This window comes from Novosphingobium sp., from assembly GCF_031424035.1.
GTDB lineage: Bacteria > Pseudomonadota > Alphaproteobacteria > Sphingomonadales > Sphingomonadaceae > Novosphingobium.
The window spans coordinates 1-23,587 of the sequence record NZ_JANPGP010000074.1; the positions used below are offsets into that span (position 1 = coordinate 1).

The window sequence follows — 23,587 nt, forward strand, 5'->3', positions numbered from 1 at the left end:
CCCGCTCCCCCCCCCTCCACCCAACGATAGGTTACCCTATGGGTGGCCGGGAGGGGGAGCGGGCCGGAACCGCCAGGCCAAGCCGGAAGGCTTGGCCAACTTCAAGACTCTTACTTTACGCCGTCGCGTTCCAGACGCTTGCGCTCCATCTTGCGGGCGCGGCGCACGGCAGCTGCCTTTTCACGGGCGCGCTTTTCCGACGGCTTTTCAAAGTGACGGCGCAGCTTCATCTCGCGATAGACACCTTCGCGCTGCAGCTTCTTCTTGAGCGCGCGAAGTGCCTGGTCGACGTTATTGTCGCGGACGAGAATCTGCATAAAAACCCATACCTCACAAACGGTGGCGAGAGCCCGCGACCTGCGGGAATCACCCAAACCGGAAAAATGCGAAAACGTGCCGAATCCCTTGCAGGATCGGCTCGAACCGGCGGGCGGCTAGCAAAGAGTCGGGGTATTGGCAACCCATTCGACACCCTTTGCGCGTTTTTCCGCGCCCGGAACGGCTCAAGTGAGCCTCGGTGGGGGTGAGCCTGATTTTAGGCCAAGTCCAGCCCTATCCCTGCCCTCGTCGTCCTGGCGAGTTGAATATGCATCCGGGCTGTGGTCTTTGCTCCCCGGAAGGGGTTCCATGCACACCAGTTTCACGCCCACCGACTGGGCCGTCCTGATCGGCTATGTCCTGCTGCTGGCGATGGCCGGATGGCTGACGACGCGGCGCGGCATGGACAGCGAGGGCTATTTCCTTGCCGGACACCATGCGCCGACCTGGCTGGTGGCGATCTCGGTGCTATCGACCGTGCAATCGGCGGCGACTTTCCTTGGCGTGCCGGACAATTCGTACCGCGGCAATTATACCTACATCGGCGGAGTCTTCGCCGCGTTGGTGGCGGCGTGGATCGCCGGAAACGTCCTGATCCCGCGCTTTTACGCGATGCGGGTGACGACGGTCTACGAACTGCTGGAAAGCCGGTTCGACGCGACCGCCCGCCGCGCCGCCGGAGTGATGTACCTGCTGGGCCGCATCCTTGCGAGCGGGGCGCGGCTTTACCTTGCGGCGATTGCCGTTTCGATGATCCTGTTTCTCGACATAGAACCGGGGCACATCGTCATTGCATCGGGGCTGCTGCTGGTTTTCGGGCTGGTCTTCACTTTCATGGGCGGGCTCGAATCGATCATCTGGTCCGATCTGGTGCAGGTGGTGCTCTATGTCGGCGCGGCATTGGTCGTGGCGATTACTCTGTGGGCCAGCCTGCCGATGTCCACCGGCGAGGCCATCTCGACGCTGATGAACGCGCCGGGCGGGAGTAAGCTCGCGCCGATCAATGCCACCTTCAACCTGTCAGCCCCCTTCGGGCTGTTTGCGGTGCTGACCGGAGTGGTCCTGCTCAACCTCGCCTCATCGGGGCTCGATCAGGACATCACCCAGCGCCTGCTGGCCTGCGAGGATGCCGCCAAGGGCCGGCGCGCGCTTTACGCCTCGGTGATCGTTTCGCTGCCGGTGATTGCGCTGTTCCTCGTGATCGGCTCGCTGCTGTGGCTGCATTATGATGGGGCCGCTGCGACCAGCTTCAACGGTGAGAAAGTGACGGTGTTCATGCACTATATTCTCACCGAAATGCCGCCCGGACTGCGCGGCCTCGTCACCGTGGGCGTGATCGCGGCGGCGGCGATCAATTCCGGCCTGATCTCGATGGCCAACGTGCTGGTGAACGACCTTTACCGCCCTTTCGCGAGTGAGCGGAACGAAGCCCACTTTGTCCGCGCCGGCCGCGCGGCGAGCGTCGTCCTCGGCCTCGCGCTCTTTGCCATGTCGATCCTGTCCTATTACTGGCAGCGCTATTCGGACGCCGCCCTGCTCGATTTCGTGCTGGGGGTGATGAGCTTTGCCTATTCGGGCCTGCTCGGTGTCTATGGCGTGGCGCTGTTCACCCGGCGCGGCAATTCGGGCTCCGTGATCGCCGCGTTCGTGGCCGGGTTCCTCACCGTACTCGCCTTCCAGCCCTACGTGATTGACAGCCTCGCCCTCCCCGCCGCCATGAAAGCCATCGCTTTTCCGTGGCAACTGGTGGCCGGCACGGTCATCGCTGCGCTGGTTTGCGCGATGGGCAACGCTAAAGTGGCAATCGCAGCCAACCCCGGCTAAGGGCTGGGGCATGACATCCCCATCCTTCCTGACAAGTTCCGCGCTGGTCGCCCTTGGCGGCGGCCTTGGTGCCTGGCTGCGCTTCCTCACTGGCGTAGCCTGGACCCGCGCCATCGGCCCCGTCGCAGCCACCGCATTTCCGCTCGCCACACTCAGCGTCAACGTGATCGGTAGTCTCGCCATGGGCCTGCTGGCGGGCTGGCTCGCGCGCACCGGCACGGCGGGAGAGCCTTGGCGGCTGCTGCTCGGCGTCGGCGTGCTGGGCGGGTTCACTACCTTTTCCGCCTTCAGCCTTGAATTCGCCCTGCTGGTCGAGCGCGGGGAACTGGGTACGGCCATGGCCTATGTCGCGATTTCGCTGATCGCCGGTTTTGCCGCGCTGTTTGCCGGACTGTTCGTAATGAGGGCCGTAGCATGAGCACGCACCACGCTCCGGACGAAAAGGTCCGCCAGTTCACCGTTCAGGCCGACGATGATGACATCCGGCTTGACCGCTGGTTCAAGCGCCACTTGCCGCAGGTCAGCTTTGCCATGGTCAGCCGCTGGGCGCGCACCGGGCAGATCCGTGTCGATGGCAAGCGCGCTGCAGTCGATGACCGCCTGACAAAGGGGCAAGTCCTGCGCGTTCCGCCGGGCGGTGCCACGCCTGAACGCAGCGGTGCCCGCGTCCGCAAGCCGCTGACGGAAGAGCAACTCGAACAGGCCGACGCCATGGTCATTCACCGCGACCGCGCGGCGATCGTGCTCAACAAGCCGCCGGGCCTTGCCACGCAGGGTGGATCGGGCACGTTCGAGCATGTTGACGGTCTGCTTGATGCCTATGCACCGAGCGGAGCGCGCCCGCGCCTCGTCCACCGGCTCGACAAGGATACCTCGGGCGTCCTGCTCGTGGCGGCGACTCCAGGCAGCGCAGCCTATTTCTCGAAGCGGTTCTCCACCCGCTCGGCCACCAAGATATACTGGGCGCTGGTCGCCGGCGTGCCTGACATAAGGGAAGGCGTGATCGACCTGCCGCTGGCCAAGCAGCCGGGGAGCGGCGGCGAGAAGATGATGGTCGACAAGACCGAACAGGGCCAGCCCGCCAAGAGCCGCTACCGCGTGATCGACCGCGCCGGGAATCGCGCTGCCTGGGTCGAACTTCAGCCCTTTACGGGCCGCACGCACCAGTTGCGCGTCCACATGGCGGCCATCGGCCACCCGATCATTGGCGATGGAAAATACGGCGGACCCGAGGCATTCCTGTCAGGCTCGATCAGCCGCAAGATGCACCTCCACGCGCGCCGCCTGCTGATCGACCATCCCGATGGCGCGCCGCTTGACGTGACTGCAGACCTGCCCGCCCACTTCGCCGCCACACTCAGCCAGCTCGGCTTTGACGAGGCCGACGGCGAAGCGGTAATCGAAGTGCCGATTCGCGCGCCCAAGGAAGAGGAAAAGGCCCTCGCCAAGGCCCACGCCAAGCAATACCGCAAGGAACGCCGGGGTGAGCGCCATGGCCGCAAGAGCGGTCAACGCGCGCCTGCCGGCAAGGCGGGAACTCGTGAGGAAGCGCCCAAGAAGCGCGGCCCGACCAAGGGCAAGGGCTCGCCGGTTCCAAGCGCCAAGCCGCCTTCAAGGCCGCCCGCCAAGGCTCCTGCCAAGCCCGGTGCAAAACCTGCTGCCAAACGCGCTGCCCCTGCCCGGCCCAAAAGCCCGGCCAAGTCCGGCGCACCACGAAAGCCGCGCTGATGCATCCCAATGCCTTGTTCCGCAGCGAGGACCGCGCCCTTTTCGAAACGCTGATCGAAGAGATCGGCTTCGGCATGATCTTCGCGGCCACTCCAGATGGCCCGCGCGTGGCGCACACACCGCTGGTCCACACCGGTGACGGCGCGGTGCAGTTCCACCTGTCGCGGGGCAATGCGCTGACAAGGCATCTGCCGGGTGTGACCGCGCTCGCCGTGGTCAATGGCCCGGACGCCTATGTCAGCCCGCGCTGGTACGACGACGCGGCGCAGGTGCCGACCTGGAACTACATTGCCCTCGAGATGGAAGGCCCCGTGCGCCGCATGGACGCCGAGGGGCTCGAAGGCCTGTTGGAGACATTGAGCGAGCGGCAGGAAGCCCGCGTCATCGGCGGCGAACCGTGGACGATGGACAAGATGCCGCCGGACAAGCTGCGCGCCATGATGGGCGGCATCACCGGCTTCGAAATGGAAGTGCGCGGCTGGCGGCCGACGCTCAAGCTCAGCCAGAACAAGCCCGCCGAGGAACGTGCCCGCGTGGCCGACGCGCTTGAGGCGCAGGGCGCAATGGCATTGGCACAACTGATGCGGACGCTGGTCGACGACAAGGGCGCGACATGAGCCAGCGCCTTGCCGTGTTCGACTGTGACGGGACACTGGTCGATGGACAGGCTTCAATCTGCGAAGCGATGGAAGCCGCCTTTGCCGAGGCCGGCCTGCCCACCCCGGATCGCCATGCCGTGCGCCGGATTGTCGGCTTGTCGCTGCCCCAAGCCGTGCGGCGGCTGGTTCCTGATTGCGCGCCCGATGTGGAAGCGCTGGCGGTCGATGCCTACAAGCGCGCCTACCGCACGGCGCGCGAAGAAGGCCGGATTGCCGAACCGCTGTTCGATGGCATCGCCGAACTGATCGAGAAGCTGTACGGCGCTGGCTGGCTGCTCGGCGTAGCAACGGGCAAAAGCGATCGGGGCCTGTCGCACTGCCTCGCCGCGCATGGCCTGACGCATAAATTTGCCACCCTACAGACCGCTGACCGCCACCCGTCGAAGCCCCACCCGGCGATGATGGAAGCCGCGCTGGGCGAAACGCTGGCCGACCCGGCGCGCACCGTGATGATCGGCGATACCGCTTTCGACATGGGCCTTGCGGTCAATTCGGGCGTCCGCGCGATCGGCGTGGCATGGGGCTATCACGAACCAGCGGAACTCGTCGCGGCGGGGGCGGAATGGGTCGCGCAAACACCGGTTCAACTTGGGGAGTACCTGCTGTCATGACCACACCCGAACAAGACGCATTGGCCAAGAAGCGATTCATGGCGATCACCCTGGTCCGCATGTCGGGCGTGGCCCTGATCCTCGTCGGCCTGCTCTGCGCGCTCGACAAGCTCGACATTCCGATGGCGCATCTGATTGGCGTGGTGCTGATCCTGATCGGCTTTGTCGACGTTTTCGTCGTCCCCACCCTGCTGGCCAAGCGCTGGAGAAGCTGATCCCGTGAAGCGGTTCTGGAAGGAAGTTTCGGCGGCACCGGTGGATGGCGGCTGGCAAGTCATGCTCGATGGCCGCCCGCTGAAGACGCAGGGCAAGCGCCAGCAGATCATCCCCGGCGAAGCACTGGCCCGCGCGCTGGCGCAGGAGTGGACCGATCAGGGCGGAGAGATCGACCCCGCCGGCTTCGTGCTGCGCGACATGGCCGACTATGCCATCGACGTGATCGCCGGCGACCGCTCCGACACCGTGCGCGCACTGCTGGCTTACGGCGAGACCGACACGCTGTGCTACCGCGCCGCACCGGGTGAAGTACTCGCGCGGCGGCAGGATGCGGCATGGGAGCCGCTGCTGGGTTCTGCTGAAGAGGCATGGAACCTGCAGTTCGCGCGGGTCAGCGGCATCATGCACCAGCCCCAGCCGCCCGAAACGCTGGCGAAACTGCGCGCCCTGCTGGAGAGCAAGGACAACCTGACGCTGGCAGCGCTGCGATCCCTCTCGGGCATCTCAGCCTCGCTGGTGATCGCGTTGCTGGCCGCTCACGGTCAGCACGATGCGCAGGTGCTGTGGCAGGCCAGCGAGCTGGAAGAGTTGTTTCAAGAGGAAATGTGGGGCCGGGACGCCGAAGCCGAAGCGCGGCAGGCGAAGCGGCTGCGCGATTTTGAGGCGGCGATCCGGTTTGCGGGGCTGGTCACAACCTGACCACACTCACACCGTCATCCTGAACTCGTTTCAGGATCCATTTCGCCTACCGCTCGGAGCTCGGCGAGGAAAACAAAACGGCGCCGTTTTTGCGTCGAAGGCGAAAACTGCGCCTGCCTCACGATGGATCCTGAAACGAGTTCAGGATGACGGTGGGCGTGAATGTGGGCGCATCAGACTCACCCCACCCAGTCAGCAACCTCCGCTGCGACCTGGTTCGCTGCGCGATTCAACGCCGGGGCAACCAGTTCAGGCTTTGGACCGACGCCCGGAACTTTTGCCTCGAACCGGCGCGTGCTGACGGCACCCGCCGCTCCGCTGATGACCGCATCGTACCGCACAATCACCGCCTGTTCGCGGGCATCATAACCAAAGGCGGAGAGCCGGCCGCCGAGGCGGTTGCGGCTGGTGCTGGTGCCATCATCGCCGCCAAAGACGATACGCTTGCCGCCTGCGCGGATCGTTTCCGCCAGCAGTGTTCCGAACAGGCGTGAAGGTCGTTCGACCCATGCCGACTTGGGGAGATAAGCGACGTTGCTGGCATCGACTTGAACGGCAATGCGCGTGTTGGCGATGCTCTGGTCAGTCTCGGGATCGAGCACGATGAGCGACTGCGCCGAATTGCCCGACAGCGCGGCCCCTGCCGGCAAGGTCTTGTCCGCCGTCAGCGTGAACAGCGTCGGCGGCGGCTTGCCCCCGCCAAGGCCGAGGCAGCCCGACAGCGCCAGCACCAGTCCGGCGGCGGCGATCTTGCCGAAGTGCGCCTTCCCGATCCCGCCAATCAACGTTCGATACTTCATGGCAGAACCCCTCATGGCTTGTAGTCCGGCAGCTTCTGCCCGCCGAGCAGTGCGCCGGCGCCTTGTTCGTCGATCTTTTCAGTCACGCCGCGCAGCGCCTTGGTCGTCGCGCGCAGGTCCCGGATGGCGGCTTCGGCTTGTGGCAAGGTGCTTTCGGACAGCTGGTTGAGCCCCGGCCGCGCCTCGCTGAGCGCGCCCTGCAGCGAATCCGCCGCCAGCTTGGCCGAACCCAGCGTCTCACGCAGTTGCCGCGCGAGCGACTGGCCATCGCTGCCCAGCAAGGTGTTGGCCGATCCCGCGACCTGTTCGAAGCTCGACAGCGTGGCGCTGGCTTGCTTGAGCGTCACTTGCAGTTCGGCCAGCGTACCCTTCACCTGCGGCGAGGCATCGGCGAGATTGCTGGTCAGCTTGTCAGTATTGGCAAGGATGCCCTTGATCGAGCGCTGGTTCTCATCCGACAGCAGGGTGTTGAGCCGTTCGGTCACAGTCGCCAGCCGCTCGATCAGCATCGGCGCGTTCGACAGCAGTTCGCCCAGACCGCCGCGCTTGGTGGGAATCACTGGCACCCGGTCTGGACCCGGTCCCGGTTCGGTAATCGGTGCCGCGCCGCGAATGCCGCCGTTGAGCTGGATGGTCGACGTACCGGTAAAGCTGCCTTGGATCGTCGCGGTCGTGCCCTGGAGAATCTTGACCTTCTTGTCGACTTCGATGCGGACGCGCACGAAGCTGGGGTCGGCTGGCCACAGCTCGATGTCGGCAATCTGCCCGGCCGGAACGCCGGCGTAATTGATCGTGGTGCCAGAGGTCAGGCCGTCAACCGACTGCTTGAAGAAGATGTCGTATTCCTGGCGGTCGCCCTTGCCCAGCTGCGCGATCCAGATCACGAAGGCCGCGACGACGGCCAGCAGGAACAGCGTGACCGCACCAACCCAGACGTGATTTGCCCTAGTTTCCATTGGTCTGCTTATGCCCCCTTGCCCGACGACTTGTCCACCTGCGCCAATTCGCCGCGCTTCTGACTGGCCTGCGCTGCCCGTCCACGGGGGCCATTGAAGTATTCCTGAATCCACGGATGGTCGGTGGCGAGCAATTCCGGGATCGTGCCCACGGCAATAACCTTCTTGTCCGCGATCACGGCAACCCGGTCGCAAATCTCGTACAACGTATCGAGATCGTGTGTGATCAGGAATACCGTAAGCCCCAGCGTCGCCTGAAGTTCCTTGGTCAGATGGTCGAAGGCCGCCGCGCCGATGGGATCGAGGCCGGCAGTCGGCTCGTCTAGGAACAACAGGTCCGGGTCGAGTGCCAATGCGCGGGCAAGGCCGGCGCGCTTTTTCATGCCGCCCGACAGTTCGGAAGGGTACTTGTCCGCCGCAGCAGTCGGCAAGCCGGACAGACGCACCTTGTAATGGGCAATCTCGCGCCGCAGCTGGTCACCGATCTCTGGGTAAAACTCCCTGAGCGGCACCTCGACATTCTCCGCCACGGTCAGGGTGGAAAACAGCGCCCCGCCCTGAAACAGCACGCCCCAGCGGCTGCGGATATCGATATCGTCATCGTCGTGTGCGTCGGTGATCGATTCACCCAGCACGTCGATTGAGCCTTCCTCGGGGATCTGAAGTCCGATGATCGAACGCATCAGCACCGACTTGCCGGTGCCGGACCCGCCGACCACACCAATGATCTCGCCCCGGTTGACCGTGAGGTCGAGATTGTCGTGGATCACCTGATCGCCAAAGGCATTGCGCAGGCCCTTCACGACGATCGGGTGATCGTCCTTGAACCGCGTATGCACCACGTCGGTGCGGATATCGTTGGGGATCTCGTTCATCCCCAGCCCACTTCAGTAAAGAACACCGCGAAGAACGCGTCCATGACGATGACCATGAAGATCGCCTGGACCACCGCCATGGTCGTGCGCAGGCCGACTTCTTCGGCATTGGCTTCAACCTGCATGCCCTGATAGCATCCGGTCATGGCGATCACGAGGCCGAAGAACGGCGCCTTGACCAGCCCGACCCAGACGTCATGCAGCGGCACGACTTCCTGAATGCGGATCAGGAAGGTCATGAACGGAATACCCAGCGTAAATGACGAAATCACCGCGCCGCCGACAATCGCCATGATCGCGGCATAGAACCCCAGCAGCGGCATCATCACCACCGATGCAAGGATGCGCGGGATCACCAGCGCCTCAATCGGCGAAACGCCGATGGTGCGCATCGCGTCGATTTCCTCGGTCAGCTTCATTGTGCCGATCTGCGCCGCAAAGGCCGAGCCCGAGCGGCCCGCGACCATGATCGCGGTCATCAGCACGCCCAGTTCGCGCATGGCGATGCGGCCCGTGAGATTGACCGTCAGCATCTCTGCTCCGAACTGCTGAAGCTGCACCGCGCCCTGCTGGGCAATGACGATGCCGACAAGGAAGCTCATCAGCCCGATGATGCCGAGCGAATTGATCCCGACCAGTTCGAGCTGGTGGATCATCGCCTTGGCGCGCACGCGCCCGGGGTGGCGGATCAGATGTCCGGTATCGACGAGGATCTCTCCAAGAAATCCGGTGATCTTGACCGTGCCGAGCCAGGTGGTGACCGAGAGAATGCCGGTCGCCTCTAGCACGCGGGTCACGGCATTGGGCCGGGGCGGCCGCGTAATCTCCTCCGGTTCGTCGGTTTCGATCGCGGTAATCAAGCGCTTGGCCTGTCCGCTGGCGCCCACGACCGGGGCGCTGAATTCCTGCGACAGGCGGTGCAGCAGCCAGGCGCCAACCGTGTCGATCTCACCAATGCCGCTGACATCGAGTTCGCTGACCGGACCTTCAAGGGTGCGCAGGCGCACGTCCGCGGGCCCGATCGAGCTGACGGTCAGTGGTCCCGAGAAAACGATGCGCTTCGCGCCGCCATCGCCTTCTTCAGTCGTGAAATCAGCCCAAGTTCGCATCTCGGGGTGTGTCTGCAGGTAAATTGTGGCGCCTGCAAGACCGCATGCCCCCGGAACTGCTCAGGCAAGGTGGGTTGCGCGTTCCCCCCCCCGCTGGCAAAGGCCCGGCATGGCTCTAGACAAGACTTTCGATCCCGCCGCCATCGAGGCGAAATGGTATTCCCACTGGGAAACAAACGGCCTGTTCCGCCCGGAACGGCCGGACGCGGTGCCCTATACCATCGTCAACCCGCCGCCGAACGTGACCGGCAGCCTGCACATCGGCCATGCGCTCGACAATACGCTGCAGGACGTGGTGATCCGCTATGAACGCCTGCGCGGCAAGGATGCGCTGTGGGTGGTCGGCACCGACCATGCCGGCATCGCCACGCAGATGGTGGTCGAGCGCCAGATGGAAGCGCGGCAGGACAAGCGCACCAATTACAGCCGCGAGGCCTTCGTCGACAAGGTCTGGGAATGGAAGCACGAGAGTGGCGGCACGATTACCGGCCAGCTCCGCCGCCTTGGCTGTTCGATGGACTGGAGCCGCGAACAGTTCACCATGGACCCGCACTTCACCCGCGCCGTGGTGAAGGTGTTCGTCGACCTCTATAACAAGGGGCTGATTTACCGCGACAAGCGTCTGGTAAACTGGGACCCCAAGCTCAAGACTGCGATTTCCGACCTTGAGGTGGAAACCCGCGAGATCAAGGGCGGCTTCTGGCACTTCAAGTACCCGCTGGCCGACGGCGTGAAGCGCGACGATGGCCTCGACTATATCGAAGTCGCCACCACGCGCCCCGAAACGATGCTGGCGGACATGTGCGTAGCGGTGAACGCCGACGATCCGCGCTATGCCAGCGTGATCGGCAAGGAAATCGTCCAGCCGCTCACCGGCCGCCGCTTCCGCATTGTCGCGGACGAACACGCCGACCCCGAACTGGGCAGCGGCGCGGTGAAGATCACGCCGGGGCACGATTTCAACGACTTCGAAGTGGGCAAGCGCGCCGGGATCAAGCCCGCCGACATGCTCAACATGTTCGATGCCGAAGCCCTGGTGGTGCAGACCGCTGACGGCCTGATCCCCGGGAAGTATCTCGGGCTGGACCGCTTTGTTGTCCGCGACATGATCGTTGCCGATATGAAGGCGGCGGGCATGCTGATCCCGCACGTGACCAAGGACAAGGACGGCGAACCGGTCGAAGCCGAAGCCGAACCCCGCACGATCCAGACCCCCTTCGGCGACCGCGGCGGCGTGGTGATCGAGCCGTGGCTGACCGACCAGTGGTATGTGAATGCGGCTGAGTTGTCGAAGGCACCGCTTGAGGCAGTGCGCTCGGGCGCGATCGAGATCGTCCCGAAGTCTTGGGAGAAGACTTTCTTCAACTGGATGGAAAACATCCAGCCATGGTGCGTCAGCCGCCAATTGTGGTGGGGACACCGGATCCCGGCGTGGTTTGCCGATGACGGCGAGATCTACGTCGCCGAGACCGAGGAAGAGGCGCAGGCCCTTGCCGGCAACAAGACATTGACCCGCGACGAGGACGTCCTCGACACATGGTTCTCCTCAGCCCTGTGGCCCTTCGCCACGCTCGGCTGGCCCGAGAACACCACGCTCGTCCAGCGCCACTACCCCAATGACCTGCTGATCTCCGGCTTCGACATCCTGTTCTTCTGGGATGCCCGCATGATGATGATGGGCCAGGCGATGACCGGCCAGAACCCGTGGCCGCGGCTTTACCTCCACGGTCTGGTCCGCGCGCCGGACGGGCAAAAGATGTCCAAGTCCAAGGGCAATGTCGTCGATCCGCTCGGCCTGATCGACCAGTACGGTGCCGATGCGCTGCGGTTTTTCATGGCGGCGATGGAAAGCCAGGGCCGCGACATCAAGATGGATGAGCGCCGGGTCGAAGGCTACCGCAACTTCGCCACCAAGCTGTGGAACGCCGCGCGTTTCTGCGAAAGCAACGGCATTGCCGTCAGCCAGGCCATCGCCGCTCCCAAGGCGACCAGCGCAGTCAACAAGTGGATCATCGGCGAAGTCGTCGAATGTCTCGCCGAGCTCAATCAGGCCATGGCTGACCTGCGCTTCGACGCGGCCGCCAATGCGATCTACCACTTCGTCTGGGACCAGTTCTGCGACTGGTATATCGAACTGATCAAGGGCAACTTTGATGAGGAAACCAAGGCCGTCGCCGGCTGGGTGCTCGACCAGATCCTCGTCATGCTGCACCCCTTCATGCCCTTCGTCACCGAAGAGCTGTGGGGCGCGCTGGGTGACCGTTCCAGCTATCCGCTGATCACCGCCGCTTGGCCCGATCCGCAGGCGAGCGTCGATGCCGAGGCCAAGGCCGAAGTCGACTGGCTGATCGCCCTGATCGGCAACCTGCGCACCGCGAAGAATGAACTCGGCATCGCGCCGGGTACCAAGCTTGAGGCCTATCTGCCCGAGCCGTCCGCCCAGACGCGCGGCGTGATCGAGCGCAACCCCGGCGCCATCGAGCGGATCGCCCGCCTCAGCGCCGTACGTTTCGAAGCCGCGCCGGCGGGGGCCGCCATGCAGATCGGCGCAGGCGATGCCAGTTTGATCGTGCCGCTCGAAGGCGTGATCGACATCGCCTCCGAAAAGGCCCGCCTCGCCAAAGCGCTGGAGGTTTCGCAGAAGGAAGCCAAGTCGCTGGAAGGCCGCTTGAACAACCCGTCCTTTGTCGAGAAGGCAAAGCCCGAAGCCGTCGAAAAAGCCCGCGCCGACCATGCCATGCACGCCGCCGAGGCCGAGCGGCTCAGCGCGGCACTGGCGCGGCTGGGGTGATCAGGCGCGACGCAATCCTCCCCGCTCGCGGGGAGGTGGCAGCGCGCAGCGCTGACGGAGGGGGCTCTCCGTTAGGTGCGCCATTGCGAGGATGCGCGATGAGGCGAGCCCCCTCCACCACCTGCGGTGGTCCCCCTCCCCGTTTCGGGAAGGATTTGCAGTGCTGACGCTCGCCACCACGACGCCCGGCGAGCCCGAGATTTTCGCCTCGGTCCAGGGCGAAGGCGCTGCCGCCGGGCGGGCCTGCACATTCGTGCGCCTGTCCCGCTGCAACCTCGCCTGCGAGTGGTGCGACACCGCCTATACCTGGCGGTTCGAGGGCGATAACCGCCCGCACCGCGACGGTCTGGACTTTGACCGCTCCGCCAACCAGATCACGCTCGACGAAGCCGATGTCGCCGCGCAGATTGCCGCATTCGGGCGGCGGCGGCTGGTCGTCACCGGGGGCGAGCCGCTGCTTCAGGCCCCTGCCCTTGCCCGAATGCTGACGCTGCTGCCGGGGCTGCATGTTGAGGTGGAGACCAACGCCACCGTTGCCCCGCCTGCCTTGCTCGACGCCCTCGTCCATCAGTGGAATGTCTCGCCAAAACTCGCGCACAGCGGCAATCCGCGCGATCTGGCGCTGCGCCCCGAGGCCCTGCGCGCCTTCGCCGCCGACCCGCGCGCGACGTTCAAATTCGTCATCGCCAGCGAGCATGACCTTGCCGAAGTGACCGCCATCATTGCCAATTATGGCATCCCCGGCCAGCGCGTGTGGCTCATGCCCGAAGGCCGCGACAGCGCGACGATCCGCGCGCGCAGCGTCTGGCTTGCCGATTATTGTTCAAAAAATGAACTGAATTTCTCCGACCGCTTGCACATCCACCTGTTCGGCGACACGAGGGGGACATGACTGAACTGTCCCCCGAAGAGCAGGCCCTTGCCGAAGAAGTCGTGGCTGAAACCCCGCAGCGTATGGGCGACCTGACCAGCGGGCCGATCCTGAAGACGCTCATCGCGTTTTCGATCCCGATGCTGATCGGCAATCTGGTCCAGACGATCAACGGCTTCGTCAACGCCATCTGGGTCGGCCGGCTGATCGGTGAGGACGCGCTGGCGGCGACGACGAACGCCAATGTCGTGATGTTCCTGTTTTTCGCGCTGGTCATGGGCTTCGGCATGGCCAGCACCGTGCGCATCGGCCAGCATTACGGCGCCGGCGACGTGATCGCGGCGCGGCGCAGCTTCGGCAATGGCCTCGGCTTTGCCATGGCGCTGGCGGTGGGCAGTTCGGTGCTGGGCCTGATCTTCGCGCCCGCCATGCTGCGGCTGATGGCGATCCCGGCAGACTCGATGAATTTTGCCGTGACTTACCTGCGGGTGATCTTCATCTCGATCCCATTCGGCACGGCGAACATGATCCTGTCGATGGGCATGCGCGGCGTGGGCGATGCCAAGTCACCGATGTACTCGATGGCAATCGGCGTGCTGCTCGATGTCGGGCTCAACCCGCTGTTCATCCTGGGCTGGGGTCCGATCCCGGCGATGGGTATCGGCGGTTCGGCGCTCGCCAGCTTCGTCGCTGGCCTCGGCGGCATGACCTTCCTGCTGTTCCAGCTTTACAAGCGCGACCTGCCGCTGCGCCTGCGCGGGCACGAGTTTGCCTACCTGATCCCGGCCGGCAGCGAGCTGAAATACATGATCAGCAAGGGCCTGCCGATGGGCACGTCGATGCTGCTGATGTCATCGGCGCAGATGGTGATCGTCGGCCTGGTCAACCGCGAAGGTTCGCATTCGACCGCCGCCTATGGCGCTTCAATGCAGCTGTGGAATTTCCTGCAGATGCCGGCCTTCGCGATCAGTTCAGGCGTCAGCGCCATGGTTGCGCAGGCGATCGGCGCAGGCAAGCATGAGCGAGTGGCCAAGGTGTCCAACGCCGGAATGCTGAGCAATGTGATGATGACCGGCGTGCTATCCGCGCTGCTGGTTCTGTTCTCGCGCCCGCTGCTGGGGCTGTTCCTCGGCGCGCAAAGTCCGGCCGTCGATATCGCGGTGCACCTGCAGTACATCATCACGTGGAGCTTCATCGTCATGGGCGCATCGATGGTCGTCGGCGGCACGCTGCGCGCTTACGGTGTGGTCTGGCTGCCGTTGATCATCCAGACAATCGCTCTGTTCCCGGTGCGGCTGGGCTTCTATTTCGGCACCTATCCGGAGCTTGGCAGCGACGCGCTGTGGTGGTCCTTCCCGATCGCGTCCTGCGTATCGGCGCTGGGATCGTGGTGGCTTTATACGCGAGGCGATTGGCGGAAGAAGCAGAACGAAGCTTACGTCGCCCACTGAGTCCCCGCGCAGGCGAGGACCTCATGAGGCGCGCAAGGATGCGATCAAACGCCTGAGGCCCCCGCCTGCGCGGGGGTGCAGCGCAATTACCTACCTTGCGCGCGCCAGCGCATGACCGTCCGCTGGACCGAGGCTTCCTCGCCGCCGGTCTGGCGCCACAGTTCGGTGATGCTCGGATCAGCGGAGGCCGGGCGCTTCATTTCCTCAAGGTCGTCGAAGGTCACGCGCATCGGGATCGACACGCCTTCGCCGCACATGATTGCCTCGCGGTTGCGCAGCGCCGGGATCGAATCGAGGAACCCGCGCGAACCTTCGGGCATGGCCCCGCGCACGAAGGCCTGATCGCGGTCGTTGTTGAGGCGCATCGAGATGATCGTGCCGCACTGTGACAGCACGCCTTCGGCAAGGTCGGACGGGCGCTGGGTAATCAGCCCCAGCGCGACGCCGTATTTGCGGCCTTCCTTGGCGATACGGCTGAGGATCCGGCCAACCGAGGAGCCATCGGAGTTCTTCTCGTTCGGCACATAACGGTGCGCTTCTTCGCAGACCAGCAGGATCGGGCGCTGCTTTTCGTCGCGGCTCCAGATGGCGTGATCGAACACGAGGCGGGCGAGCACGGCGACCACGGTCGAGGTGATTTCGGACGGAACGCCCGACACGTCGATGATCGAGATCGGCTTGCCGTCAGCCGGGAGGCGGAAAATCCGGCCGATAAAGTCAGCCATGGTGTCAGTCACCAGCATCCCTGAGAACATGAACTGATAGCGCGGATCGTTGCGCAGTTCGTCGATCTTGTTCTTGATGCGGACGTAAGGCGCAGAGGTGGTCGCCTTGTCGAGCTTGCCGGCCTCGTTCTGCAGGATCGTGGTGAGATCGGACAGCACGTAAGGGATCGGCGAATCGACCGTGATGCGGCCCATCTGTTCGGCCAGCCGGTTCTTCATCCGCGCCTGCAGCACGCAGCGGGCCAGAATGTCGGCATCTTCCTGACGTTGTTCACCGGTCGAGGTGAGCATCGCCTCGCAATGCTCTTCGAAGTTCATCAGCCAGTATGGCATGGCGAGGTTCGACACGTCGAACACCATGCCGGTGGTCTTGAACGCGGCGGCATATTCGCCGTGCGGATCGACCATGACGATGTGGCCCTGCGGCGCCGCTTCACAGATGCGGTGCAGGATCAGCGCGGCGCTGGTCGATTTGCCGGTGCCGGTCGAGCCGAGCAGCGCGAAGTGCTTGCCGAGGAAGGCATCGATATAGATGCCGGCGCGGATGTCGCGCGTCGGGAACACGGTGCCGACCTGAATGGTCGAGCGGCCATCGCTGGCATAGATCTGGCGCAGGTCGTTGGTCGTCGCAGGGTAAACCAGCGCGCCGGGGATCGGATAGCAGGTGACGCCCCGGCGGAAGCCGTGGATGCGCCCGGTCAACCGTTCCTCGTCACCTTCGCCGAGGAAGTCGATCTGGGCATGGACTCCACCAGCATTGCGCGGGTCCTGCTTTTGCGAGCGAACCGAGGCAAGCAGCCAGCCGCGGCCGACGCGGATCTTGATCTGGCTGCCGACCTGTCCGGCCAGCGCGACCGACGGGTCGCCATCTTCGGAGCATTCCTGCAACCGCTTCAGATCCAGCACGATCGACGAGCTGGAACCGGAGATTTCCTGAATGATTCCGATCGGTTCGAGCGCATTGTCGACCTGCGGCACACCGCTCCCCCCGGCAAGGTCCTGGGGACTTGCCGGATGTAAACTGTGAAAACCCTTCGAACTCATGTCCGACATCATGTGTCGCCCCGATCACACCAATTGATGGTCCGGGCTTAGGGTTAACTCGTTAATTTACACTAAAACCGCGCGAAGATACGCCCTGCGGCCAGCCCCATGCCCACGGCGATACCCACCGCGAGCAGGCCGTAAAGCAGGCCGAGCTGGTCGGCGAATTCGGCGATGCCGCGCTCGAATCCGCGCTTGCTGACATTGACGTGGGCCGTGGCCGAAGCAACCACCCGCCCGCGGCTGATGGCGAGCGTTTCAGCGGTATAGCGCCCGACGGGAACCGACGACGGCAGGCGGATGCGCGCCTGATAGAGCACCTGTTCGCTGATCGTCACTGCGCCGTCGTTCTGCTGGTAGAGCCCGTCCCCCGCCATCAGGCCGACCAGCCCGTCGGCAAAGCGGCGCTGCTTGTTCGGATCGATCGTGCCGATGGGGGAAAGCTGCAGCGACGACAGCCCCATCTCGTAAATCGCCGCCGTGCGCGTATCGACGATCTTGTCGATCGGGCGTGAAGATGCGACCGCGTAATAGCCTGGCGCAGAACGATATTCACCGCTCGCCCCGTTGATCCAGATGCCGGCGAAGCGCTGCTTTTCGCGCACGATGATAGATCGTGTTGGCCCCTTTAGGATGACGACGATATCGTAATCACGCCCGGCGCGAATGCCGGTGGGATCGAGGATCGCGCCATAGAGCAGCAATTCGGTGCCGGTGAAGCCCTGCCGCACCTCTACCTCGTGCTGCGACACTTCGGGCACGAGGATCGGGTCGGCCGCGCCGGTCAGCAGCCAGAGGCACAGCAGAGAGAACAGCCGCCTCATAGCGGCGCCACGGTAAACAGCGCCTCGGGCCGGTATGTCAGCCCGATCGCCATGCGCAGCGCGACCAGCAGCACCAGCGCCGCCAGCACCAGACGCAGGCGCTCTGCCGGGATCTTCAGGGCGAATCTGGCACCCAGCTGCGCGCCGGTCACCGAACCCAGCAGCAACAGCGCGGCCAGCACGATGTCGACCGCCTTGGTGGTTACCGAATGCATCAGGGTGGTGGCGATGGTGGTGAACAGGATCTGGAACAGGGAGGTGCCGACCACGACATTCGCGCTCATGCCGAGGATATAGAGCATCGCCGGGATCAGCACGAAGCCGCCGCCGATGCCCATCAGCATGGTCAGGATGCCAGTGAGCACACCCAGCAGCAGCGGTGCCAGCGGCGAGATGTAGAGGCCCGAGCGGTAGAACCGCCAACGCAGCGGCAGGCTGGCCACCAGCGGATGGTGCCTGCGCTTGCGGGCGGGCAGCGGAATGCCGGTCCGCTGCGCTTTCAGCGCCGCCCATGCATCGCGGGCCATGACCGTGCCGATTCCGCCGAGCAGAACGACATAGAGGATATTGATCAACGTATCGATCTGGCCAAGCGCGGTGAACAGGTTGAACAAGAGCGCCCCCAGCCCGGTGCCGAGAATCCCGCCGACGACCATCACGCCGCCCATGTGGTAATCGACCCCGCCCCGCCGCGAATGGGCAATTACGCCCGAAACACTGGCTCCGGTGACCTGGCTGGCAGCAGAGGCAGCGGCCACGGTGGGCGGCACGCCATAGAAGATCAGCAGCGGGGTGGTAAGGAAGCCGCCGCCAACGCCGAACATGCCCGAGAGCACACCCGTCAGAACCCCCAGCCCGACAATCACGAGCAGGTTTACCGCGAGGTTGGCAATGGGCAGGTAGACATCCATGGGATTGCCCCATGCCTAGCCCGGATGCCCAGCGGTGTTAAGGCTTAAGCCCAGATATCCGGATCAGAATCCTGCGGACAAGGTAATCGCCGGTCCCGATTGCGGTGCGGCCTTGCCGGCGATGCGGAATCTCCAGTCGGCCGCGACCCGCACGGTCGACTGCCGGGTGGGATGCAAGGTCAGCCGCGCCGAGGGCCCGGCATCGAGCCGGGAAGCGTCTTTCTGCGCGCCGCCCCACAGGCCACCGCCAGCCGACAGGTCGCCGCCAGCGAACCTGGCCAACGGCTTTTCAAGGCGCAACTGGCCGTCGACAAAAGTGGTCGCACCCGTGCCGCCAACCCAGCCAACCTGCCCGTAAGCCTCGGCGCGAAAGCCGAGCGGGAGCGATGCCACGGGCAGTTCGGTGACGAGCGCGGCGGCGGGGCGCAGGCGCGTTCCGGTGGGCGTCCGCGTTGCCCGCGCCTCGGCCATGGCGAGCACGGGCAGGCGCGAGATCGGACGCGCGGCAAGGCCCAGCGCGGCTTCCTGCTCACGCGAGCCGTTTAGTGCGGCGCTCGCACGGAGGTAAAGCGAAGGGCGGTTGGGCGAAGTCAGGTCGATCCGGTAGCGCAGCACCATGCCGGCCTGGCTTGCGCCATAGGAGCCGCCGATTGCCGCCAGTGCCGGGACGCCGCCGCCGCGCCGTAGCAGCAGCCAGCCGTCACCCGACCAGCGCGATGCCTGCGGTGTTGCAGCCTTGGGCGGTGCAGCGCGGGCAGCGAGCAAACCTTCGGGCAGCGGGACCTGGCTGAGCGCGGCGAGGAACAGGAGCTGGTGTCCGCCGGATAGTGTCGGGTTGGGCCGCATGGCTGGCGGTATCGGCGAAGGCTCTGGCAAGGCGGGCGCGACTGTCGGTGCGGTTGCCGGGGTTGCAAGCGGTCGCGTTTGACCACCCGGTTCGGGGGCTGTGAGCAGCGGCGATGCGGCAGGCATCGGCAGCGGCTGCGCGAAAGGCGCGCTGGCAGTCGGCAGGGCTGAGGCGTGATTGCCCTTCGCCGCCTCGACTGTCGCTGCAGCCCTGGGAGCCAGAACAGCCGCCGAACCTTCGCCGATAGCGGGCGTTGCCAGCCATTCCGGTGCCCGCGTTTCGGGTGCGGCAATCGGCAGCGACACGGCGATCACCCGCCCCCCCGTCCACAGGCAGAGCATGATGCCAAGCGCGATGATCGGCTGGCCGCGCCGGCGGGTAGGAACCCGCTTCACGACCGCACCTCCCGCACCAGGGCCGGATGGCCGTAATGCGTGGTCTTTTCCCAGACCGGCATTTCACCTGACAGGCTGCGCCAATAGGCGACGAAGGCCCGGCGGCCAGACATGATCGCGATGATGTTGGCCACCGGAATTCGCGCCACGGCGCGCAGTCCCTCGGCCCAGCCATATTCGCGGGTGGTAAAGGCGAAGCGCATGACCGCGCGCCAGACCAGTCCGGCGAAGCAGAACCAGATCATGCCGGCGAGCAGCGGCGAGACTTCGCGCGGACCGACGAAGCCGAACCGCTCCGCGAGCGCAAGGGCCGGCGAAACAAACAGCAGGACATAGGCAATCGCGAGCAGCAGTGCGGAAAGCGGCCCGCGCCGATCGCGGATCGCCATCCACCAATCAACCGGGCGGCCTTGCCAGCCCAGCCGCTCCCAGCCCTGAAAGGCGATGCCGTGAACCCAGCGGGTCTTCTGACGCACGGCTTCGGGCAGGGTCGAGGGGAAGTAGCTGCGCGTGGCGACAAGGTTGCCGTCATGGTCGCGCAGGCGGAGAAAGCGGCCGAGGCCCCCGCGCCGGGTGACCAGCAGGCCAAGTTCGTAGTCCTCGGTCAGGCATTCGGCCTCAAACGGGCCATCCGCTCCGAGGCCGCGTTCCTTGCACAGATCGCTGAGGATTTCGCGGCGCAGGGCACAGCCGACTCCCGCCGAAGGCAGCGCGGCGCGCAGTCCGTCGCGCACCACCATGGCCTTGGCATGGGCCTCGGCAAATTCGTCGATGTAATGCCCGGCAATCCACCGCGCGGCGGGCTGCGGTTCGGGGCGCACCGGCAATTGCACGAAATCGGCATCGCTGAGCGCGGTATCCATAAGGGCCAGCGCTGCGGGGTGGACCATGTCTTCGGCATCATGGAGGATGACCGAGCGGAACGGAACGCCGGCCCGCACTTCATCATCGGCCAGCGCGCGATAGAGGCGATTGAGGCAATCGGCCTTGGTCGTCGGGCCCTTGCTGTCGAGAATGACCAGCCGGACGCGCCGGTCCCCGTCGATTGCGGTCATCGCTGCGACCAGCGTGGCCGTGTCATTGGCATAGCAACCGATATAGAGCCGCAAGTGCGCCTGCTTCCAAGCGGTGAGCATGTGGCGGATGGTTGTACCGATGACGCCGGCTTCCTGCCATGCCGGGATCAGCACCGCAGCGCCGCCGATCAGCACGCGATTCTCAAGATCGGGGACCAGACGGTGCGTGCGCCGCTTGTTGACCAGCCGCTGCCACAGCCAAAGGCAGTCGATCGCGATTTCATCGGCGATGCCCAAAACGAACCAGAATCCGGCGAAAAGCAGCAGCTCGCGCTCAAACATGCGGAGGCCGCCAAGGATCGCTTCGATTACTGGTGAAACGGCAACAATCGTACTCAAGACCTGCAAGTCATCACCCCCCAGCGAATCCCTTGAAAATAGGCATATTCCCCTCCTGTTTCGCTTGCAACGCGCCATTTGCAATCGGTAAGACAAGCCATGACAATTTCGAGGCACCTTCCCGGCCGGATCGCGGCAAAATTGATCAGGCTTGCTCACGGCGATGCGGGTGCCGGACTGATCCTGCTGGGCTGCGCCGCGCTGGCCCTGGTGCTGGCGAATTCATCCCTTGCCGAGGCATGGCACCACCTGCTTCACGGGAAATTGCCGCTGATCGGGCAGAACCTGCATTACTGGATCAACGATGGGTTGATGGCGATTTTCTTTTTCGTCGTCGGACTGGAGATCAAGCGCGAGGTACTGGACGGCGAACTGGCCAGCGCCGCGCGGCGCCGGCTGCCGGTGATCGCCGCGGCGGCGGGCATGGCCATGCCCGCCCTCGTTTTCCTCGCCGTTGCCCGCAATACTCCCGGAATTGCTCCCGGCTGGGCGATCCCAGCGGCAACCGATATCGCCTTTGCCGTGGGCGTGCTGGCACTGGCGGGCAAGGGCCTGCCGCCCAGCCTGCGCCTGTTCCTGCTGACCGTCGCCATCGTTGACGATCTGGGCGCGGTGGCGATCATCGCGCTGTTCTATACCGCCGGCATTGACCTTATCTGGGGTGTTGGCGCGTTGGCGGCGCTGGCCGCGATGCTGGTGCTCAATCGGTCAGGCGTGCGGCGCGGTGCGGCCTATGTGCCGCTGGCCGTGATCGCCTGGTACTGCACGCTCCATTCCGGAGTCCACGCGACCATCGCCGGGGTGCTTGCGGCCATGACCATTCCCATGCAGCTTGACCGCCGGGGTGACAGCCTGCTGCTGCGCATGGAACACGCGGTCGCGCCGTGGAGCGCATACGTGATCGTGCCCCTTTTCGGGCTGGCCAATGCCGGCGTTGAACTTGGCGCGGGCGTCAGCCTGTTCGCCGCCTTGCCGCTGGCAGTTGCGCTTGGACTGTTCGTCGGCAAACAGGTGGGCATCCTTGGTGCGATCCTGCTGGCGGAAAAGTTCGGACTGGCCAAGCGCCCGGCCGGGGCCTCGACGCTTCAGCTCTGGGGGCTGGCGGCGCTGTGCGGCATCGGCTTTACCATGAGCCTGTTCATCGCCGCCCTCGCCTTCCCCACCGCGCCGCTGATGGTCGAGGAAGCCAAGCTTGGCGTGCTGGCCGGATCGGCGCTGTCAGGCCTGCTTGGCTTCGTGCTGCTGCGACTGGCCAGTCGCTGAGGCTTACCAGGTGCCGGTGTTCTCCATCGACGCCCAGGGTTCCTGCGGCGGCAGATTGCCTTGCTGGAGCAGTTCGATCGAGATGCCATCGGGCGTCTTGACGAAGGCCATGTGGCCGTCGCGCGGCGGCCGGTTGATCGTGTGACCCGCTGCCATCAGCGCGGCGCACGTGGCGTAGATGTCGTCCACCCGGAACGCGAGGTGGCCCATGTTGCGCCCGCCGGTATAGCCGCTTTCGTCCCAGTTGTGGGTGAGCTCGACTTCGGCAATGCCCTCCTGCCCCGGCGCGGAGAGGAAAATCAGCGAGAAGCGGCCCTTTTCGCTATCGATCCGGCGGGTTTCCTTCAGGCCGATCAGTTCGAAGAAGGCGATCGTGGCGGCCGGGTCCGAAACCCGGATCATCGTGTGCAGGTAGCTGGTCATGCTACCAACATAGGCCGCAAGCGCGGGGCTTTCAAATCCCCAATCCAGCAAACGGAAACGGCCCGCCCCGGTGAGGGGGCGGGCCGCCATTCCGTCCTGCGGAAAGCAGTTATGCTATCAGAAGGTCAGCTTGACCGTGCCGACTACGGCATCGTTCGAGAAGCTGTTGATCGAATTACCGTCCACGCCGACGTAGGAAACGCCGACCGAGAGGTTCTTCGTGACGCTGGCCGTGGCACCGACCGAATAGTCGAAACCGCCATCAGTGCTCTTGAGCGTGAGCAGGTTTGGCGAAAGCGCGCCGCTGGTGTAGCCGACGTGGCCGCTCAGCGAGAGGGGCGTTTCGGGAATGGCAACGCCGAGATCAGTGTAGACATAGAGGTTGTCGTCACCGCCCAGCGAGTCCTGCTTCCAGGCATATGCCATGCCGACCTTGGCGGACACCGGGCCCATCGTGGTCGAAAGCGAGGCATAAGGCTCGAGCACGTTGCCCTTGCCGACGCTGCCCGACGGATAGACGTACATCAGCAGGCCGACGTCAGCCGTCAGGCCGGGCGTGACTTCGCCGGTCCAGCCGCCGAACACGTCGAGTTCCATGTTGCCATAGATGTCAGCTGCGTCCTGCTCGAGGTTCGAACCCCAGACGCCGACGTAGAAACCGCTCGAATGGTTGACGTTGATGCCGCCCTGCACAGCCATGTCACCGCCCGAAAGCGAGAGGCCGCGGAAGCGGTAATCGGTCACGAAAGCGACGTTGCCGGTGATCGTGACGTCCTTGGGCGGATCGGTCTCGTCGGCAAATGCCGGGGTCGCAGCAATAAGAGCGCCCGTA

23 protein-coding genes are annotated in these 23,587 nt (G+C 64.8%); 11 read left to right on the top strand and 12 right to left on the bottom strand.

Features of this window, described 5'->3' with window-relative positions; all coding sequences use genetic code 11:
• Positions 1-110: 110 nt before the first annotated feature.
• Entirely contained in the window at positions 111-317 is a 207-nt protein-coding gene (gene rpsU / locus RMO89_RS11390) for a 30S ribosomal protein S21 (protein WP_310533193.1), read from the bottom strand.
• A 310-nt stretch (positions 318-627) separates the two neighbouring features.
• On the opposite strand from rpsU, the gene RMO89_RS11395 reads away from it, so the two are divergent.
• Genes RMO89_RS11395 through RMO89_RS11425 form a run of 7 tightly spaced genes read left to right on the top strand, consistent with a single transcriptional unit; the run spans position 628 to position 6,055 of the window.
• Positions 628-2,142 (top strand): sodium:solute symporter, encoded by a 1,515-nt coding sequence (locus tag RMO89_RS11395; protein WP_310533195.1) that lies wholly within the window; start codon positions 628-630, stop codon positions 2,140-2,142.
• Between the two features lie 10 nt (positions 2,143-2,152).
• On the top strand, positions 2,153-2,560 hold the full coding sequence (gene crcB, locus RMO89_RS11400) for a fluoride efflux transporter CrcB (protein ID WP_310533197.1): 408 nt from the start codon (positions 2,153-2,155) through the stop codon (positions 2,558-2,560).
• Positions 2,557-3,870, top strand: a complete 1,314-nt coding sequence (locus RMO89_RS11405) for an RluA family pseudouridine synthase (RefSeq protein ID WP_310533198.1) — start codon at positions 2,557-2,559, stop codon at positions 3,868-3,870. Before crcB ends, RMO89_RS11405 begins: the two co-directional genes overlap by 4 nt.
• Positions 3,870-4,487, top strand: a complete 618-nt coding sequence (locus RMO89_RS11410; protein ID WP_310533200.1) for an FMN-binding negative transcriptional regulator — start codon at positions 3,870-3,872, stop codon at positions 4,485-4,487. The genes RMO89_RS11405 and RMO89_RS11410 overlap by 1 nt, the downstream gene beginning before the upstream one ends.
• Entirely contained in the window at positions 4,484-5,140 is a 657-nt protein-coding gene (locus RMO89_RS11415; protein ID WP_310533201.1) for an HAD hydrolase-like protein, read from the top strand. The genes RMO89_RS11410 and RMO89_RS11415 overlap by 4 nt, the downstream gene beginning before the upstream one ends.
• Positions 5,137-5,355: a hypothetical protein gene (locus RMO89_RS11420; protein WP_310533202.1), complete on the top strand. Its 219-nt coding sequence runs from the start codon at positions 5,137-5,139 to the stop codon at positions 5,353-5,355. Before RMO89_RS11415 ends, RMO89_RS11420 begins: the two co-directional genes overlap by 4 nt.
• 4 nt (positions 5,356-5,359) lie before the next feature.
• A complete protein-coding gene (locus RMO89_RS11425) occupies positions 5,360-6,055 on the top strand; it encodes an ATP12 family protein (RefSeq protein WP_310533204.1) in 696 nt (231 codons plus the stop codon).
• A gap of 179 nt (positions 6,056-6,234) precedes the next feature.
• Here RMO89_RS11425 and RMO89_RS11430 read toward each other — a convergent pair whose 3' ends face one another.
• The 4 genes from RMO89_RS11430 to RMO89_RS11445 are packed head-to-tail and all read right to left on the bottom strand — an operon-like array spanning position 6,235 to position 9,795.
• The gene (locus RMO89_RS11430; RefSeq protein ID WP_310533205.1) at positions 6,235-6,855 is read right to left on the bottom strand and encodes an ABC-type transport auxiliary lipoprotein family protein; all 621 of its coding nucleotides are present in this window, start codon (positions 6,853-6,855) and stop codon (positions 6,235-6,237) included.
• An 11-nt stretch (positions 6,856-6,866) separates the two neighbouring features.
• Positions 6,867-7,811: an MlaD family protein gene (locus RMO89_RS11435; protein WP_310533207.1), complete on the bottom strand. Its 945-nt coding sequence runs from the start codon at positions 7,809-7,811 to the stop codon at positions 6,867-6,869.
• An 8-nt stretch (positions 7,812-7,819) separates the two neighbouring features.
• Positions 7,820-8,686 carry an ABC transporter ATP-binding protein gene (locus RMO89_RS11440; protein ID WP_310533208.1) on the bottom strand — a complete coding sequence of 289 codons (867 nt, stop codon included), beginning with the start codon at positions 8,684-8,686 and terminating at the stop codon, positions 7,820-7,822.
• The gene (locus RMO89_RS11445; RefSeq protein WP_310533209.1) at positions 8,683-9,795 is read right to left on the bottom strand and encodes an ABC transporter permease; all 1,113 of its coding nucleotides are present in this window, start codon (positions 9,793-9,795) and stop codon (positions 8,683-8,685) included. Before RMO89_RS11445 ends, RMO89_RS11440 begins: the two co-directional genes overlap by 4 nt.
• A 109-nt stretch (positions 9,796-9,904) precedes the next feature.
• Here RMO89_RS11445 and RMO89_RS11450 point away from each other — a divergent pair, with 109 nt between their 5' ends.
• The 3 genes from RMO89_RS11450 to RMO89_RS11460 all read left to right on the top strand — a co-directional run bounded on the left by RMO89_RS11450 (position 9,905) and on the right by RMO89_RS11460 (position 14,908).
• On the top strand, positions 9,905-12,586 hold the full coding sequence (locus tag RMO89_RS11450) for a valine--tRNA ligase (RefSeq protein WP_310533210.1): 2,682 nt from the start codon (positions 9,905-9,907) through the stop codon (positions 12,584-12,586).
• A 160-nt stretch (positions 12,587-12,746) separates the two neighbouring features.
• Positions 12,747-13,478 carry a 7-carboxy-7-deazaguanine synthase QueE gene (locus tag RMO89_RS11455; protein WP_310533211.1) on the top strand — a complete coding sequence of 244 codons (732 nt, stop codon included), beginning with the start codon at positions 12,747-12,749 and terminating at the stop codon, positions 13,476-13,478.
• Positions 13,475-14,908 (top strand): MATE family efflux transporter, encoded by a 1,434-nt coding sequence (locus RMO89_RS11460; protein WP_310533212.1) that lies wholly within the window; start codon positions 13,475-13,477, stop codon positions 14,906-14,908. Before RMO89_RS11455 ends, RMO89_RS11460 begins: the two co-directional genes overlap by 4 nt.
• Positions 14,909-14,994: 86 nt before the next feature.
• On the opposite strand, the gene RMO89_RS11465 is transcribed toward RMO89_RS11460, so the two are convergent.
• The 5 genes from RMO89_RS11465 to RMO89_RS11485 form a co-directional block, all read right to left on the bottom strand.
• Positions 14,995-16,686 carry a helicase HerA domain-containing protein gene (locus RMO89_RS11465; RefSeq protein ID WP_310533213.1) on the bottom strand — a complete coding sequence of 564 codons (1,692 nt, stop codon included), beginning with the start codon at positions 16,684-16,686 and terminating at the stop codon, positions 14,995-14,997.
• A 62-nt stretch (positions 16,687-16,748) separates the two neighbouring features.
• Positions 16,749-17,501: a TIGR02186 family protein gene (locus tag RMO89_RS11470; RefSeq protein ID WP_310533214.1), complete on the bottom strand. Its 753-nt coding sequence runs from the start codon at positions 17,499-17,501 to the stop codon at positions 16,749-16,751.
• A complete protein-coding gene (locus tag RMO89_RS11475) occupies positions 17,498-18,412 on the bottom strand; it encodes a sulfite exporter TauE/SafE family protein (protein ID WP_310533215.1) in 915 nt (304 codons plus the stop codon). Before RMO89_RS11475 ends, RMO89_RS11470 begins: the two co-directional genes overlap by 4 nt.
• Positions 18,413-18,475: 63 nt before the next feature.
• Positions 18,476-19,654, bottom strand: coding sequence for a hypothetical protein (locus RMO89_RS11480; protein WP_310533216.1), 1,179 nt, complete (start codon positions 19,652-19,654; stop codon positions 18,476-18,478).
• Complete coding sequence (locus RMO89_RS11485) at positions 19,651-21,069, bottom strand: glycosyl transferase family protein (RefSeq protein ID WP_310533217.1); 1,419 nt, start codon at positions 21,067-21,069, stop codon at positions 19,651-19,653. Before RMO89_RS11485 ends, RMO89_RS11480 begins: the two co-directional genes overlap by 4 nt.
• A 99-nt stretch (positions 21,070-21,168) precedes the next feature.
• Between RMO89_RS11485 and nhaA the strand changes: the two genes are divergently transcribed.
• Complete coding sequence (gene nhaA, locus RMO89_RS11490; RefSeq protein WP_310533218.1) at positions 21,169-22,332, top strand: Na+/H+ antiporter NhaA; 1,164 nt, start codon at positions 21,169-21,171, stop codon at positions 22,330-22,332.
• 3 nt (positions 22,333-22,335) lie between these two features.
• Here nhaA and RMO89_RS11495 read toward each other — a convergent pair whose 3' ends face one another.
• The gene (locus RMO89_RS11495) at positions 22,336-22,755 is read right to left on the bottom strand and encodes a VOC family protein (protein WP_310533220.1); all 420 of its coding nucleotides are present in this window, start codon (positions 22,753-22,755) and stop codon (positions 22,336-22,338) included.
• Positions 22,756-22,872: 117 nt separating this feature from the next.
• Positions 22,873-23,587, bottom strand: a 715-nt coding sequence (locus tag RMO89_RS11500; RefSeq protein WP_310533221.1) for a TorF family putative porin, incomplete at its 5' end; no start/stop codon positions are given.